12 protein-coding genes are annotated in these 16,316 nt (G+C 34.7%); 9 read left to right on the top strand and 3 right to left on the bottom strand.

What is annotated here, in order from left to right; all coding sequences use genetic code 11:
• Nucleotides 1-72: 72 nt before the first annotated feature.
• Entirely contained in the window at nt 73-1,092 is a 1,020-nt protein-coding gene (locus HM990_RS12765) for a LacI family DNA-binding transcriptional regulator (protein WP_178989314.1), read from the bottom strand.
• Nucleotides 1,093-1,239: 147 nt separating this feature from the next.
• Here HM990_RS12765 and HM990_RS12760 point away from each other — a divergent pair, with 147 nt between their 5' ends.
• The 4 genes from HM990_RS12760 to HM990_RS12745 are packed head-to-tail and all read left to right on the top strand — an operon-like array spanning nt 1,240 to nt 4,768.
• On the top strand, nt 1,240-2,286 hold the full coding sequence (locus HM990_RS12760; RefSeq protein WP_178989313.1) for a sugar kinase: 1,047 nt from the start codon (nt 1,240-1,242) through the stop codon (nt 2,284-2,286).
• A gap of 17 nt (nt 2,287-2,303) precedes the next feature.
• The gene (locus tag HM990_RS12755) at nt 2,304-3,521 is read left to right on the top strand and encodes a 6-phosphofructokinase (RefSeq protein WP_178989312.1); all 1,218 of its coding nucleotides are present in this window, start codon (nt 2,304-2,306) and stop codon (nt 3,519-3,521) included.
• Between the two features lie 59 nt (nt 3,522-3,580).
• Nucleotides 3,581-4,252, top strand: a complete 672-nt coding sequence (locus HM990_RS12750) for a bifunctional 4-hydroxy-2-oxoglutarate aldolase/2-dehydro-3-deoxy-phosphogluconate aldolase (RefSeq protein WP_178989311.1) — start codon at nt 3,581-3,583, stop codon at nt 4,250-4,252.
• Nucleotides 4,253-4,768 carry a LacI family DNA-binding transcriptional regulator gene (locus HM990_RS12745; protein WP_178989310.1) on the top strand — a complete coding sequence of 172 codons (516 nt, stop codon included), beginning with the start codon at nt 4,253-4,255 and terminating at the stop codon, nt 4,766-4,768.
• Nucleotides 4,769-4,783: 15 nt separating this feature from the next.
• Here HM990_RS12745 and HM990_RS19885 read toward each other — a convergent pair whose 3' ends face one another.
• Complete coding sequence (locus HM990_RS19885; protein ID WP_229719266.1) at nt 4,784-5,179, bottom strand: T9SS type A sorting domain-containing protein; 396 nt, start codon at nt 5,177-5,179, stop codon at nt 4,784-4,786.
• Nucleotides 5,180-5,284: 105 nt separating this feature from the next.
• Nucleotides 5,285-5,635: a hypothetical protein gene (locus HM990_RS19880; protein WP_229719265.1), complete on the bottom strand. Its 351-nt coding sequence runs from the start codon at nt 5,633-5,635 to the stop codon at nt 5,285-5,287.
• Between the two features lie 480 nt (nt 5,636-6,115).
• Here HM990_RS19880 and HM990_RS12735 point away from each other — a divergent pair, with 480 nt between their 5' ends.
• The 5 genes from HM990_RS12735 (at nt 6,116) to HM990_RS12715 (ending at nt 16,316) form a co-directional block, all read left to right on the top strand.
• Nucleotides 6,116-7,270: a T9SS type A sorting domain-containing protein gene (locus HM990_RS12735; RefSeq protein ID WP_178989309.1), complete on the top strand. Its 1,155-nt coding sequence runs from the start codon at nt 6,116-6,118 to the stop codon at nt 7,268-7,270.
• A gap of 215 nt (nt 7,271-7,485) precedes the next feature.
• Nucleotides 7,486-8,301: a DMT family transporter gene (locus HM990_RS12730; protein WP_178989308.1), complete on the top strand. Its 816-nt coding sequence runs from the start codon at nt 7,486-7,488 to the stop codon at nt 8,299-8,301.
• Between the two features lie 457 nt (nt 8,302-8,758).
• On the top strand, nt 8,759-9,181 hold the full coding sequence (locus tag HM990_RS12725; RefSeq protein ID WP_178989307.1) for a hypothetical protein: 423 nt from the start codon (nt 8,759-8,761) through the stop codon (nt 9,179-9,181).
• Between the two features lie 11 nt (nt 9,182-9,192).
• A complete protein-coding gene (locus tag HM990_RS12720) occupies nt 9,193-10,941 on the top strand; it encodes a hypothetical protein (protein ID WP_178989306.1) in 1,749 nt (582 codons plus the stop codon).
• A 2-nt stretch (nt 10,942-10,943) separates the two neighbouring features.
• Nucleotides 10,944-16,316 (top strand): DUF7379 domain-containing protein, encoded by a 5,373-nt coding sequence (locus HM990_RS12715; protein WP_178989305.1) that lies wholly within the window; start codon nt 10,944-10,946, stop codon nt 16,314-16,316.

The raw sequence follows: 16,316 nt of genomic DNA, 5'->3' as shown, positions 1-16,316 counted from the left end.
AGCTAATTTTTATATAATTTTAAAAGAAAGTGGTTAGACTTAGGTTTAACCACTTTTTTATACCTCAAATTATTATCTTGAAGAATCCCTAACGATCAATTCAGCATCCAAGATTATTTTATTTAGGCTTTGTTTAATTTCGTCTTTAGAAGCGTGCATAAGAAAGGCCTCAGCTGCTAACCGACCAATATCTTTACTGTGTTGAGCTACACTTGTAATTGATGGACTTACTAAAGAAGTGAAAGGTTCATTACCAAAACCAACTAATCTAATATCATTTGGGACATGTATTTGGCGCTCATTTAAAACTTGTAATGCACCTAAAGCGGCATAATCACTAGCCACATAAACAGCATCTGGTCTGTTTGCCAATTCAAGAAGACGTTGCATTTCTCTTCTGCCATCTTCAAGCGTCAACGAGCTTTCAATAATAAGACTATCATCTATTGGTAATTCGTTTTTCTTTAAAGCATCCACATAACCTTTTATTCTGTTATTAAAAATCCGTGTTCGTCGGAATCCACCAATATGTGCGATACGTTTACAACCTTTTTCAACTAAATGCTTTACAATAATATGGCTACTGTCATAATCATTGATACCTACATAATCAACATTGAGATCATTCTCACCGCGATCAAAAAGTATTAATGGAATACCATTCGCCTTAATTTTTTCATAATGGGATAAGTCAACAGTTTCGTTTGCCATAGAAGCTATTATGCCATCGACTTGAGTGTATAATAAAGTATCTATATTTTGACATTCCTTTTCAAACGATTCATTGGATTGCGTAATAATAATATTATAGCCAGCTTTATTAAGCACAGCTTCCATATTTTCTAAAACGGAAGAAAAGAAATTACTGTTGGTTCTGGGTACAATAACACCAACCAAATTACTTTTCCCTTTTCTTAGAGCACTCGCTAAATGGTTTGGTTGATAGTTTAAATCTTTGGCAACACGTTTAACGGCTGTCTTTGTTTTATCACTGATACGAGAGTCGTCGTTCATAGCTTTGGAAACGGCCGCAGGAGAAATGTTTAATACATTTCCGATGTCTTTTAATGTTGTTCTTTTTTTATTCGCCAAGTTTTTATATATTTGCTTAATCGATTAAGCAAATATAATCTTTTAGCGATAAGAATCAAAGCGAATATGTTTTGATTTATTTTTAAAAAAATTGCTTAATCGATTAAGCAAAACAGAATTTTATAACTAAATAAACAACTATTCAGAATGAAAAAAGTAGTCACTTTTGGAGAAATTATGCTAAGATTAGCACCACAAGGTTTTTTAAGATTTTCACAAGCAAATAATTTTGATGCCATTTATGGTGGCGGAGAATCTAACGTAGCTGTGTCTTTGGCCAACTACGGAGTTCCTGTAGATTTTGTAACCCGTTTGCCAAAAAATGATATTGGTGAATGTGCCATGATGGAAATGCGTAAAAGAGGTGTTGGAGTAGATAAAATTATTTATGGAGGAGACCGATTAGGTATTTATTTCTTAGAAACTGGTGCAGTTAGTCGAGGATCCAAAGTCGTATACGATAGAGCACATTCTGCAATTTCAGAAATTGAACCAGGAATGGTCGATTGGAAAGCAGTATTCAAAGATGTAGCTTGGTTCCATTGGACAGGTATTACACCTGCAATTTCACAAGGTGCAGCAGATGCATGTTTAGAAGCTGTAAAAGTGGCTAGTGATATGGGCGTAACTATTTCTACGGATTTAAATTACAGAGCTAAACTTTGGACATTTTGTGATGACAAGCACAGAGAAAAAATAATGACTGAATTAACATCGTATTGTGATGTTGTTTTAGGAAACGAAGAAGATGCTGAAAAGCACTTTGGTATTCATCCAGAAGGCTTAGATGTTCACAAGCACGGACACGATGTAAAGGCGGAAGCATTTTTATCCGTTTGTAAGCAAATGATGGAGAAATTCCCAAGAGCTAAAAAGGTAATTACAACATTGAGAGGTTCTATTTCTGCATCTCATAATACTTGGGCAGGAGTTCTATACGATGGTAAAAAAATGTACGAAACACGTCAATATCAAATCACTGATATTGTAGATAGAGTAGGTGGTGGAGATTCATTTATGGGTGGATTAATTTACGGATTATTGAAATATCCTGAAGATGATCAAAATGCATTGGATTTCGCAGTTGCTGCCTCCTGTTTAAAGCACACTATTAAAGGTGATGCCAACTTAGTAACAGTTTCTGAAGTAGAAAAATTAATGGGTGGAGATGCCTCTGGACGTGTAGCACGATAATTTAAGACCCTCTAATTTTGAAAAAATCAATAGCAATAATTTGTGGAGGTGGTCCTGCTCCTGGTATCAATACCGTAATAAGCACTTTAGCCAAGACATTTTTGAAAGTTGGCTATGAAGTCATTGGTGTTCATCATGGTTATCAAGGCTTATTATCTGACGAACCAGAAGTGAAAATTTTCGATTTTCATCATGCCGACCGTATTTTTAGTCGTGGAGGTTCTACCTTAATCATGAGTAGATTCAAGCCAAAAGATAGCGATTTTAAAGCTGATTTTTTCAAGAACAATAATGTAAAATTATTGGTCACTATTGGTGGTGATGATACTGCATCTACTGCCAATAGATTAACCAAATATCTTCACACCCAGAGTTTGGATGTGGTTCATATACATGTACCTAAAACCATAGATAACGATTTGCCTTTACCTGATAGAAACCCAACTTTTGGATTTCATACAGCAAAAGATGAAGGCGTTAGAATAGGAAATACGATATATGAAGATGCGCGTACTAGTGAAAATTGGTTTGTGGTGTCGGCCATGGGACGTTCAGCTGGTCACTTAGCATTTGGAATTGCTTCGGCATGTCATTTTCAAATGATGATTATTCCTGAAATGTTTAACAAAACGAACATTACATTCGATAAGTTAATCAATATGATTATATCTTCCATCGTTAAATGTAAGATTCAAGGTATAGAATATGGTGTGGCTTTAGTGAGTGAAGGAGTTTTTCATTTTATGGATGAAGACGAAATTATCAATTCAGGCATCAATTTTACATATGACGATCATGGACATCCTGAATTAGGAAACGTTAGTAAATCTCATATTTTTAATTATTTGCTTCAAGTTAAGTTGAAGGAAATTGGTTTGGAAATAAAATCGAGACCAGTAGAATTGGGTTACGAATTAAGATGTTGTAATCCTATTGCTTTCGATTTAACCTTATGCACGTTATTGGGCATTGGCGTTAAAAAATTATACGATCAAGGCATTACGGGCTGCATCGTCAGTGCAAATTCAAGTGGAGACATTAAGCCTTTATTTTTAAAAGACTTTGAAGACGAAAATGGTAAAATCCCACCACGATTGGTAGATATAAATTCGGATATGGCGCAATTATTTATAGATAATCTATTCTTCATTAAAGAGAAAGACTATGAAAAAGCAAAAAAATACCTACCGAACCCTGAAGATTATGATTTCAAAAAAATATTAAATTGGATTTAAATAAATATTAATAATTAAAATAAAAAATCTTTCCCTTGGGAAGGATTTAGGATAGGATTATGGCAAATTATACAAGAATAGAAGTGGTAAATGTTATGAAAGAAACTGGCATGGTGCCATTGTTTTATAACTCAGATTTAGAAATTAGTAAAAAAGTAATCAAAGCGACATACGATGGTGGTGCGCGATTATTGGAATTTACTGCAAGAGGTGATTTTGCTCATGAAGTTTTTGGCGAGCTTAATAAGTGGGTACTTAAAGAATTACCTGGTATGATAATGGGAGTTGGCTCTGTTACAGATGCAGCATCTGCTTCGCGTTTTATGGCATTGGGTGCCAACTTTATTGTAACTCCAGTTTTAAGAGAAGATATTGCAATAGTTTGTAATAGACGTAAAGTAGCATGGTCTCCAGGATGTGGTTCTTTGACGGAAATCTGTAGAGCGGAAGAATTGGGTTGTGAGGTTGTAAAACTTTTTCCAGGTGGAATTTATGGACCAGATTTCGTTAAGGCTATTAAAGGCCCTCAACCTTGGACAAGTATTATGCCAACAGGTGGTGTGTCTCCAAATAGAGAAAACTTAGAAGGCTGGTTTAAAGCTGGAGTAACTTGCGTTGGTATGGGTTCTAAATTAATAGCAAAGGGTGCAGATGGTAACTATGATTTAGCTAACATTGAATCCGATACAAGGAATGCACTTAGTATAATAAGTGACTTAAAATATAAATAATTGAAAGCGTCGGCGGTAACCATTAAACAACTTTCATCTCTATCTGGATATTCAATATCCACGGTATCAAAAGCTTTAAATAATAAGCATGAAATTAGTAAGGCGACGCGAGACACAATTAAAACAATAGCTAAACAGCATAATTATGTTCCTAATAATTATGCTGTTTCACTTCGAATGCAAAAAACAGGTTCTATTGCTGTAATTTTACCAGAAGTTACTAAAACCTGCTATAGTCATTCACTGTGTCACTTGCAAAAGACGGCTGAAAACTTTGGATATAGAATTCTGTTATATCAATCTTTTAATTGTAACACTAAAGAATTGAATTACATTAAGAGTCTTAGTGATGGTTCTATTGATGGCATCATTGTCGTTTCATCAGAAAATAAACAAAAATCACACTATATAAATAATTCATTTCCTATTGAATTACTTAATATTAATAGAAATCAACCTCTCGAAGAAATTAAGCAACTTTCATATAGCAGTTTGATAAATGTTTTGAAAGGTTAATTCAACTTCTGAAAATTAGTCAACAATACATTTCAAGATTTTAATGGGTCGCTTGGATTTTAGTAAAGTAATATAGTATAATCCAGAGGCCAAACCAGTAACATCGAGTGTATCCGTCTTATATCGATTCGATATCTTTATTTTTTTACCAGAGCTATCAAATAGTTGAATACCATCATAAGACTTAGCTTCCAAATGATTAAAAGTTACAAAGTCTTTTAACGGATTGGGAAATAGTGGTACCATTTTAGCTTGCGATTCTAAATCTGAATTGGCTAATGGATTAATTTCTTCAATACTAAAATTGTTGAATAAAGCAGCTTCATCTTGTAGGTCATCAATGTTATTTAGGCTTCTATAAATTCCCCATTTTGGTCTGGCAAAAGTCGCGCCATCTTGCCACATGTCCATAGAAGCATTTGAATAGCTTAGAAGTGTGATACCGTCAGAAGTACGATTAATTATTATTGAATAACTTCCTGTGTTTCTATAAGTAATTAACTCTGTAACTTCTACCTAATACCCTCTAAACAAATTTACTTCCGCAGTTTGAATGGTATTTTGATTATTGGTTGGCGTATATCTCAATTCCAAACGATCTGGAGATGCTTTTCTGGCTGTCAAGGTTATCATGGGAATTGATGCAAATGCACCATCTACGGATTTAATTTGATGCAAATATGTAAAGTTTGACGACACCTGAAAATTACTAGGTATCTTAAATTTCCACTTATACTCAACGGTTTCCGCTTCAACCGCCTTTAAATTATCTGGTGATTGATTGTAAGTTTTTATTTCGGTGCGTTGCCGGTCAAAATTTATGCAACGATCATTATCTGGAGTTTTATGCGCAAAAAAGCGGAACACATTAGCATTTAATTCATTATCAAAAACGCATCAATATGACGACCAAATTCCGAGTGTACACAGTCGGGAACTTCTATTACATTATAGCTAGGAGCCAAAACGGTGTTAATATCCTCATAGGTATTCCCCGGACCATTGGCGTTTAGTATAACTTGTCCATTTATGGTTTGAATTATTAGGAGAGCGCGAGTGAAACAAATAATTTTCTTTTCATAAGTCTGTTTAATTTTTAAGCACTAAGTGGTTTAAATAATATAAATTTTTATAATAGGATCAATAAAAAAAGATGTGAATGTATAATGTCAAACAATGACTTCGAGTTTTATATAATAGATGTTTGTAATTAGGTACTTAGGTTTTCTTTTTTATGATAAGTTTATTTTCGCAAACGTTATCTTAAAACTTCTTTGCTATATTTGGTAAACCAAATTGGTTAACCAGTTGAGGAATTAACTATTAATACACTCGAAAACAACAATTATGAAAACAAAATTACTTTTTGCGTTATTATTTATATCCGCTTTAGGGTATGCGCAGACCTATTCCATTGGACCTTATTACATTAGCGAATTAATCACCACAGTTTCTGGTACTGATGAAGGAAAAGAATATTTAGAATTTAGAGGCCCAACCTCTGGTAGTCTTCCAATGAATATTTATTTTATTGGTATTGAAGGCGATGGGAGTTCAAATCCAGGTGAAGTAAAGGATGTTATAGATTTAAGCACACAATCTTTTGGAGTTAACGGTTTCTTAGGTTTAGCTACAGTAGCAAGTGGATACGCGACTGCAACAGGGATTGATCCTGACGGTAACATGGTCGATGAAACTATGGTGACAACTTATGATGGGGATTTTATGGATCAAAGTGTTACTTATATGTTAATATTGTCTGCAACAAATCCCGATGGTGTAGATATTGATACTGATGATGATGGCATTATTGATGCAACAGGTGCTCATAACTCTTGGACAATTTATGATTCAACAAGTAACTTAGATGATGAAGATTCATCAGGTCAATCATATGGATATGGACAAATTAATTTTGCACAAAATATTGTTATACCTGGTGCTGATGGTGCATATACTTATTTTTTTGATCCTATAGCCACTCAAAATATTAGTTTGAATGATAGTGATACCGGTTCTGAAAGTAGAATTTATTATATAGCTAGACAAGGTGTTTCAACTGGTTATGATGGCGCATCTGATTGGATGGGTGGTCAAACTAATTCATCTTCAGTTGTTCCAAATTGGGATTTTTCGGGTACTGATTCCAAAAGTTCACCAAGCGAATTAGCGGGTAGTCAATTACCAAGCTCAAATATTGCTGGACCAAATGTAGATCCGACTGATGATTCAGATAGTGTTGTGCTTTCAGTTGAAGCTAATACATACGATTCAAATTTGACTATATATCCAAACCCGGCTAAAACAACAATTACAATTAAATCAGCAGATCAAATTCAAATTGATTCTGTTGAATTATATTCTGTTTTAGGCAAAAGAGTGTTTACATCATCTAACTTAGTAAATGACGCCATAGATGTTTCAGATATTACAAGTGGTATTTACGTATTAAAAGTAAATTCAAGTTCTAATTCTGTAACTAAACGTATTATAATTGAATAGTAATTTGTAACTGATTAATAGCAAAAAGGACAACTTATAGTTTAAGTTGTCCTTTTTAATTTATTATAGCAGGTCCTTTTGTAAGTATATAAGCTTATTATGAAGCAGCTATTTTCTATTTATAAACGCGGTTTATATGTACCTTTAGTCATTAATGCGCGTTAATCAATAATCAACATAAAAAAAACTATATTCTGAAAAAAGCAATACAATACATGATAATAAGTGCTTTAGCATTTACATTTATGAATGCATTTGTAAAATCATTGAACAGTTTTAGTGTCTATCAAATTGTCTTTTTTAGATCAATTGGATCATTGTTTTTTACAATCCCATTTTTGTTAAAGAATAAAATCTCTTTTGTAGGAAATAAAAAAGGTTTACTTGTAATGCGCAGTATATTCGGTCTCATTTCAATGACCTTATTCTTTTTGTCAATAAAATATATTGCCATGGGTACAGCAGTTTCCATTCGGTATATAGGTCCAATATTTGCTGCAGTTTTTGCCTTATTGTTCCTTAAAGAAAAAATAAAACCCATTCAATGGTTCTTTTTTCTGATGGCATTTTTAGGGGTTTTAGTTTTAAAAGGATTTGATACTGAGTTGGAAATTAAGGGAATTGTATTTGCTTTAGTTTCTGCAGTTTTTGTAGGACTGGTTTACATTACCATTAGAAAAATCGGAAATAATGATCATCCAGTTGTTGTAGTGAATTATTTTATGATTATTTCAGCAGTTATTGGTGGACTCTTAGCCATTAATGATTGGATAAATCCAGTAGGAAAAGAATGGCTAATGTTATTAAGTTTAGGTGTCTTTGGATATTTTGCCCAATTATACATGACCAAAGCCATGCAAGTGGGTGAAACCAATCAGGTAGCACCTTTGAAGTATCTTGAAGTTATTTTTACCATAATCATAGGTATGGTCTATTTTAAGGAAATTTATACACTTTGGAGTTTGGTGGGAATATTACTCATAATCGCTGGATTAACATTAAATATTAAAATCAAAAAGTCTAAAGTTTGACATCTCTTTATTGAAAATTACATAGTCTAGTAGAATCATTCTTGTGAAAAATTCTTAAAATCGTCAAAGTTGAAATGTTTAAATTAATCATTGTCAACCTACCTCATAACAACTGCACAATTTGTACAGATTTATGGTATACTAATACACAAATATGAACATTTCAATAGCACTTTTCCCATTTCATTTACAACAATACATTTAAATTTTAACAACAAATAGTCCTGTAACTGTTTGAATATTAGTTATTTTTTACTAAATTTAGCTCGCTGATTAGTATCCCTAGTAAAGCATCTAACTACATATTGAATTTATTATAAAATTATTTTAGCCTTAAAATAATCCATTTATAAAGTATCATTTTCATCTTTTAATAGGATGATGATCTAAATTTTGGACAAATTATAAACTGAATTCAACGCTGAAAAATAGTTAAATATGTTTAAATCTATATACTATGAATCTCAAGCGCACTACCATTATTCCACTGGATGATGCCGCTCTGGCAGAATCAATTTTTAAATCCTTTATAGAAAAAGAGATGATGATCATTATGGTCATTATCGGAGATACAGAAACGGTTCGGGAAGCGATAATCAAAGCCGATAATTTGGCACAACTCTCATATTTTAAAATGGAGCGTTGGTTACTTTGGTTAAGAAATCACGATACATTATCCAAAACCTTAAAAAAGCATCTTAAAGCTTCTGATGCTGACAATTCTGATGAATCTTACGATAACATCAAATGCTTTTGCTTTTCGCCAATATTAGATCAGATCGATGGTATTATTCTAAAAAATGGCCAGCTCTCCTATGCCAGTTTGCAGCAATCTTTTTTTAGGGCGCAATCTCATGATATCCCATTTGTAACCTCTTAAACACAAGTCTTATGAATTTTTCAAAATATACAGTAACACTTGTTTTATTTGGCTTGTTTGCGAATATGTATGGACAAATTCTGTCAGTAACAGAAACATACAGAGGAGATTCGCGTGCAATTCCTATTGTTGCGGCTCAAATTGTTGAAATTAACAGTACGCTAGAAGTTGAGGTTTCAAAATCGAAGCTACTTGAGATTATAAAAAGTCAATTTCCACAACTCAATGAGACTGTAGAATTAGAATCTAAGTTAATAAGCTTACAACAGGCACTTCGCAACCAGAGTGCCGTAATTTCAATTCTAGAAAACCAAATGACAACGGCAGAAGAACAAAAGACCTTCTTTGAGATTATGGACGGATTTTTAAACGACATACAATCAGACCCCTTTCTATCTTCTCGATATAATGAATTAACTGCAGAATTTTTTACTACCCAAGCCTTTGCAGAAGGAAATCTTCCTGAACCTTATATTCTTTCAAACTTAAATAATGACATATTGAGTATTGAATCAGAGTTAAAGACGATTGAAGCGGACAAATATAAAGTCAGCGTCGTGGCCTATAAAAAAGACGAAAGTGGAGGCGACCGCGTTCATATTCAAAATTACGATACGTATTCCAATCGCGATTATTTTACCGTAGAACGATGGGTGACAAGTCTGTCTGTTGAAGAGCAACAACAACTAGAAGCCCTTACAGAAATTGCAAGGGAAAATAATGAAAGGGAATTTCAGCTCTTCCAAACGCTAAAAGCGAAGTTATTAAACGAATTTGGAAGTATTTCTTGTGTCGTCTCGTTTAAAAATAATAGCATTCAGTTTGTTCAAAATATAGAGTTAAATGATGTCGTTCCTGCTGAAATAAAAGCCAAAATTATAGAGATTCAGGCCGTAATCAATCAATTTGAAACGCTTTATCACCTTTTGAAAACAGAATTAAGTCAATGGAATATTGCGGCGTTGTTGACTATTAAAGATCAGGTGTTGTCTGTAGTTGAAAGTCTAAAAAATATAGATACAACCATTTCAGATTTTAAGACCTTAGTCAGTCAAACCAATCTTGCTTCTGATTTTGCACCCTTAATGAATGAGTTTAATAGTTGTTATGGAGAAGTGCAAGCCAACATTAAAAAACTCGAAAACGGCATAGCCTTACTTTTTGGATTACAGTCCAACTATATCGCCAATAAATCAATAGGAGACGAAGTGATTTCTTTTTCCTTGGACAATCTTCCTGAAAAAGGATACATAAATCTTAAAGGCACAGGGAATCGCCAAAATGGTGATGAATTGTTGATTGAAATGATTTTACGATTGCCTTCTACAGTTGAAAATGCACCAGAACAAATTTTTACTTTAGAACAACGGGAATTTACCATGCAACTTATCGGTGCACGTTCGGAAGTCGCTGTCGGATTAATTTTTGCTAATCCGTTCCATAAAAATGATTTAAATCTTCAATCCGATCGGGATTTCTTTTATGCACCTTCCGCAGCTATACTGCTAAAATTCGGTTCTAGTAAATCGTATTTCTATAATGAATTCTTGGATTTTGGAGTCGGACTCAATTTCGCTTCGCCCGATTTTAATACCGACGGCTCGCCCGAATTTGGCGTCGGAGTAATCACAACCGCTTTTAAAGATATCATAAGTGTTGGCATCAACTATAACACAACCATTGATAACTTCTATTGGTTTTTTGGCATTAACCTGCCATTTAATCTTCCGGGATTGCCAGTGAATACCATAAAAAACTAGCCATGAGCAAAATAGCAAAAATAACAGGAGTAGAGCGTGAGGTGTCATCCATTGATTACATCGTCCCAAAAACACTCGACCAGAAATATGAACTTAAATCATATATAGAGGTGTCTTCAACACGTTCTGAAAATCAAGTGAATGAAGTTCATTTTGATGAACACGATATTGTGGCACTTCAATTTGCTGACGATACAGAGTGGATAGGTCATCCTGAAGATGTACAGGACATCTATGGAAAAAAGGTATTGGCAAAACGTTCACTTTCAAGTGATGATTATGTTTTTGACATTCAAATCTTATCCGAAAATGAAAGTCGTGGCATTATAAAACGGGCCATGGTCAAAGTGTTTAGCGTTTTTAAACCTAAAGTGACCAAACAAGATATCGCAAAATTAGGGATTAAAGAGCTGGCAAAAGCTTATGATAAACGCGTACAATCCCATCCTGGTTTGTATCAAATAGATGCGAAATTTACTAGGGTCGAAAACACCAATAGTTTTGATATTACGCAACCTATTTTACTTCTGTTGCATGGCACTTTGTCCACCACAATTGATGCCTTTCATAAACTGAACGACAATAACGAGGCATGGAATGATATGGTGAGCATTTACGACAACAAAATTTTGGCTTTAGAACATTATACGCTTTCTGTTAGTCCGCTTCAAAATGCATTGGATTTTCTAAAGGACTGTACTAAAGAATGCAATTTGGATATATTGAGTCATTCCAGAGGTGGGTTGGTTGCCGATATTTTGGCGAAATGTGATCGTAGAAATCCAATTATAGGTTTTAGTAAAACTGAAATAGGTATTCTGGATGATGATGACAATGAAGAAGACAATCACAAATTAATGAATGCCATCAATGAGATGGCCAAAAAGAAAAAAATCACCGTAAATAAAGTCGTCCGTGTGGCTGCACCTGCAAGCGGTACTACGATTTTATCACGTCGTGTAGATCATTTTTTCAATCTCTTTTTAAATGCAGTTGTATTGGCAGTTGGCGCAGGAAACCCGATTTATCATGCGGTAAAAGCATTTTTATTGGAACTGGTAAGCCAAAAGGAAAATCCTGAAGTTTTACCAGGACTGAATGCCATGATGCCTGAATCGCTTTTTCAAAAAATGATGAATGCGTCGGATACTTCAGTAGTAAGTGATCTGTATAATATTTCTGGTGATGCAGATGTTGGAGGTATCAATTTCAATTCCTTAAAAGTTATTTTGGCAAATCTGTTTTATCGTGTGGATAATGATTTGGTCGTGGATACACATCGCATGAAACACGGTATTAAAAGAAAAGAGGGGATTTACAAATTTTTGGCAAAAGGAGGAACAACGAGCCATTTCAATTATTTTTCTGCGGATAATTCAAGTGTCGCCATAGTCGAGGCTTTAAATGCCAATGACAATAACCCGACGACTTTATTTAAAAAGCACATTTATACTGAAGGCGAACGCGGTATTCTGCTCGATCCCTTATCCATGGAAGGTTTCAAGAAAAAACCAGAAACCATTACCAAGGATATCGTCATTATTGTGCCAGGCATCATTGGATCGACCATTGCTAACAATAACGAAGAGCAATGGGTAGATATGCCTGAGTTGAATCGAGGCGCCATTGTAAAAAAGTTAGGTATTAATGCGAAAAAAGTTGCCGCTAGTGGGATCATAAAAAAATACTATTACGGCTTGGCCGATCATTTATCGGAAAAATATGATGTGGTTACTTTTCAGTTTGATTGGAGAAAGTCGGTCAAAGGTGCTGCAGAGGATTTGAAAAAACAATTGGAAGAGTATTTGCAGACCAGCAGCGCAAAAATTCACATCGTAGCGCATTCCATGGGTGGTTTGGTGGTAAGACAATGTATGATGGATTATGAAGATACCTGGTCTAAATTCAAGGAAAATGTACATAATAGATTCATTATGTTGGGTACGCCATGGTTAGGGTCTTATTTGATTATGGAAGTGCTGACTGGTCACAGTAAACGTGTAAAACAGTTAGCTTTTATAGATTTTAAACACAACCGTAAAGAACTTTTAGAGGTGTTTTGGAATTATCCAGGGGTTTTCGAATTGTTGCCAATAGAAGGTGATGACACACAGCGTCCATTTTGGCAACAAAACTTTTGGAAAAATTTGGATGCTAAGACGGATCTAAAGCACATGCCAGATCCAAAGGACAATGCGCAAGCCTTAAAGGATTTTAAAACCTATAGGGATAATATCAGAACATTTTTGAATTCGAAATTGGACAACGATGATTTTAGGAATATTTATTACATCTGTGGCCAGTCGGATCAAACGGTTTTTGATTATGAATTTAAAGATCGTTGGCTTTCAAAAAACGAAAAATTAGTTTACAAAGCCACGTCGCATGGTGATGGCAGCGTGACATGGAAAACAGGAATTCCTAAGCAATTGCTCAACACACCAAATTTATATTATACGCATACCTCTCATGGCGATTTAGCGAATGAAGATTATATTTTTCATGGGATTTCAGATATACTGGAAACAGGTGCTACCAATAGATTGAGCAATCAGCAACCAGCATCCCGAAGTGGAGAAATCATCTCTGAAGTATTTGAATCGCCAGAACCCCTTTACGATTCCAAAGCCGTTGTAGATGCTTTATTTGGTACGCATAAAACCATTGAGCCAGAAGCTGAATTTTTCAATGTAAAGATTATTCATGGCGATTTAAAGATGTCATCCTATCCAGTAATGGTTGGACATTTCTTTATGGATTTAATTCTAAGTTCTGAAAAAGCGCTGGACTCTTATTTGGATAATCGATTGTCCCAACGCTTAAGTATTGGCTACTATCCTGGCGAAATTGGCGAGAGTGAGGTGTTTTTCAACCTCAAAACAAAACCTAAAGGTGCCATAGTATGTGGATTAGGAAGCACAGGTAGTTTAACGTCTTATGTGCTGTCCAAAACCGTAAAGCAGGCTGTGCTAAAATATGCCATGTTTATGCGCGATAATTATACATTACCTAGTGCCAAAAAGTATGCGACCGGAATTTCCTTCGTGCTAATGGGAATCGGTTACGGAAAACTACCTATTGAAGATTCCATGAAAGGTATTTTATTGGGTGTTGCAGAGGCGAATAAACAGATCAAGGAAACAGGTGAAGGTTTAAAATTGATAAAAGACATCGAAATTGTCAACTACTATGAATCTGTGGCAAGTGAGGCTTATTTTAGTTTAACACGATTATATAGAACCGATAATCGGGTAACATTTAATTATGATAAAGGTATTGCCAGAAGACCAGGTGCGAAAAAGAAAAAAATATTCGCAAACTATAGTTATGATTGGTGGTTTAACCTTCACATTAATAGCGTGAAAGTCACCGATGAATCTAGAAAAGACGAAGAAGCGGTAAGCGGATTCAGATATTTTGCTTCAAACGGTTTGGCAAGAGTAGAACAGGAAATGGTTGGCATCGGATTGAATAAAATTAACCATCTATTGAAAGAAATGTCTGTCTCATCAAATTGGGATGAGCGCCTATCAAAATCCTTGTTTGAAATGTTGATTCCTAATGATTTCAAAAACACCTTCAGAAATCAAAATAACCTCGTTTTAAAGTTAGATAAATCTGCAGCCCAAATTCCATGGGAATTATTGCATGACAATACCACTACTGAAATTCCAGCTTCGGTAACATCGAGTTTTATAAGGCAATTGATTTCGGAAGATACCACGCGTTTTAATCAAGTTGGATTTCAGAATAAGGAAGCATTTGTAGTTGGTGATCCAGTTTATGACCAAGAAGGTTTGTCGCCACTTCCAGCAGCTAAGGCAGAAGCGGAATGGGTGTCTAGCAAATTGACAAAGGAAGGTTATAAGGTTAATTCGTTATTACATTCCAATGCCAAAAACATTATGATGGAATTGTTCAGCAAGCATTATATGATGATGCATTTTGCGGGACACGGTATTTATGATCCTGAAAATAATAATATTGGAATCGCCATAGGAAGCGGAATTTGTATCGATCCTGCGATGATCAACCAGTTGGGCTATGTACCGGAATTTGTCTTTATCAACTGTTGTTTTTCGGGCGTTGTAAATGGAAAGGATGATAAATATAGCCAAAATCGTTATCGCTTGGCTGCCAATATAGGAACACAATTGATTGAAATGGGTGTCAAAGCGATTGTAATAGCAGGTTGGGGTGTGGATGATTCTGCCGCCAAAGTGTTCTCCGAAACCTTTTATGAGCGCATGCTGCAAGGTTACGATTTTGGAAGTGCGGTACAATTTGCCAGATTGGAATGTTATCAGCAACATAAACATAGTAATACTTGGGGAGCGTATCAATGTTATGGCAACCAATTCTATAAATTCAATGACAGACAAAAATTAGATCGAAACAATCAAGAGTACGTAGTGTCGTCTCAAGTGCATACCGATTTGGATAATTTGTTGATTTTAATTCGTGATAAAAAAGAAGAAGAAAAATCAGCATTGGCGAAGCTCGATACCTACATTGATAGGGCAGAAGCTTCAAATTTATTGGATGCCATGGTGCTGGAAAAAGAAGCACTTATTTACGATGAATTGGGAAATATTGAAGTCGCCTTTCAAAAATATAAGGGCTTATTTCAGTTTGATAATGGCAATTATTCCATAAAAGCCTTAGAGCAATATTGTTTGGTGCAATCCTACCGATTAGAAGGTAGCGTTGAAGCCGCTAAAAAATCCAAAAAGAAAGATGCGGTCGGAAACGTTATTGTAGACTATCTAAATGAAATTCGATTGCTTACACTCGCTGGCCGAAATGCCAGCCGATTGAATATCGTAGGAAATGCCTATAAATTAACAGCAAAACACTTAGACGAAAAAGAAGAAATTGAGCAATTAAAAATAGCCTATAGTTATTATAACGAAGCCATGGAAATGGCAAGTGATAAATACAGTGGACAGTATTTGGACGCTTTATCCAACATTTTGATGGTCGGTCATATTTTGGAAACCTTAGGTGATATAAAATTAAAAGACCGATTGAAAACTAACAAAGCATTTGAAGATGTTACGGACTTGGTAAAACATTTAACGGATTATCGCCAAGAATTGGATGACTTTGATAAAGCTGATTTAGACATTTCTGTCCTTATAGGAATGACCGAAATGAGCTATGCGATTTTATTGATTTCAAATACCAACGACACGCATCACGATCAAAAAATATTAGGTTGGTACAATGAAATATTCAATCAAATTTATAGTCCGAGATATATTAAGATAGAAATTTTACAAATCGATTTCTTGCGTCATTATGTAAAGGATGCTGAGCTTTTAGAATGTTTGGATGCTATAAAAATCGAATTGGAAAATCTATTAAATAATTGA

The sequence above is a fragment of the Winogradskyella schleiferi genome, assembly GCF_013394655.1.
Taxonomy (GTDB): domain Bacteria; phylum Bacteroidota; class Bacteroidia; order Flavobacteriales; family Flavobacteriaceae; genus Winogradskyella; species Winogradskyella schleiferi.
Note: the sequence above shows the minus strand (reverse complement) of the source record. Positions and strands in the feature narration are given on the sequence as shown.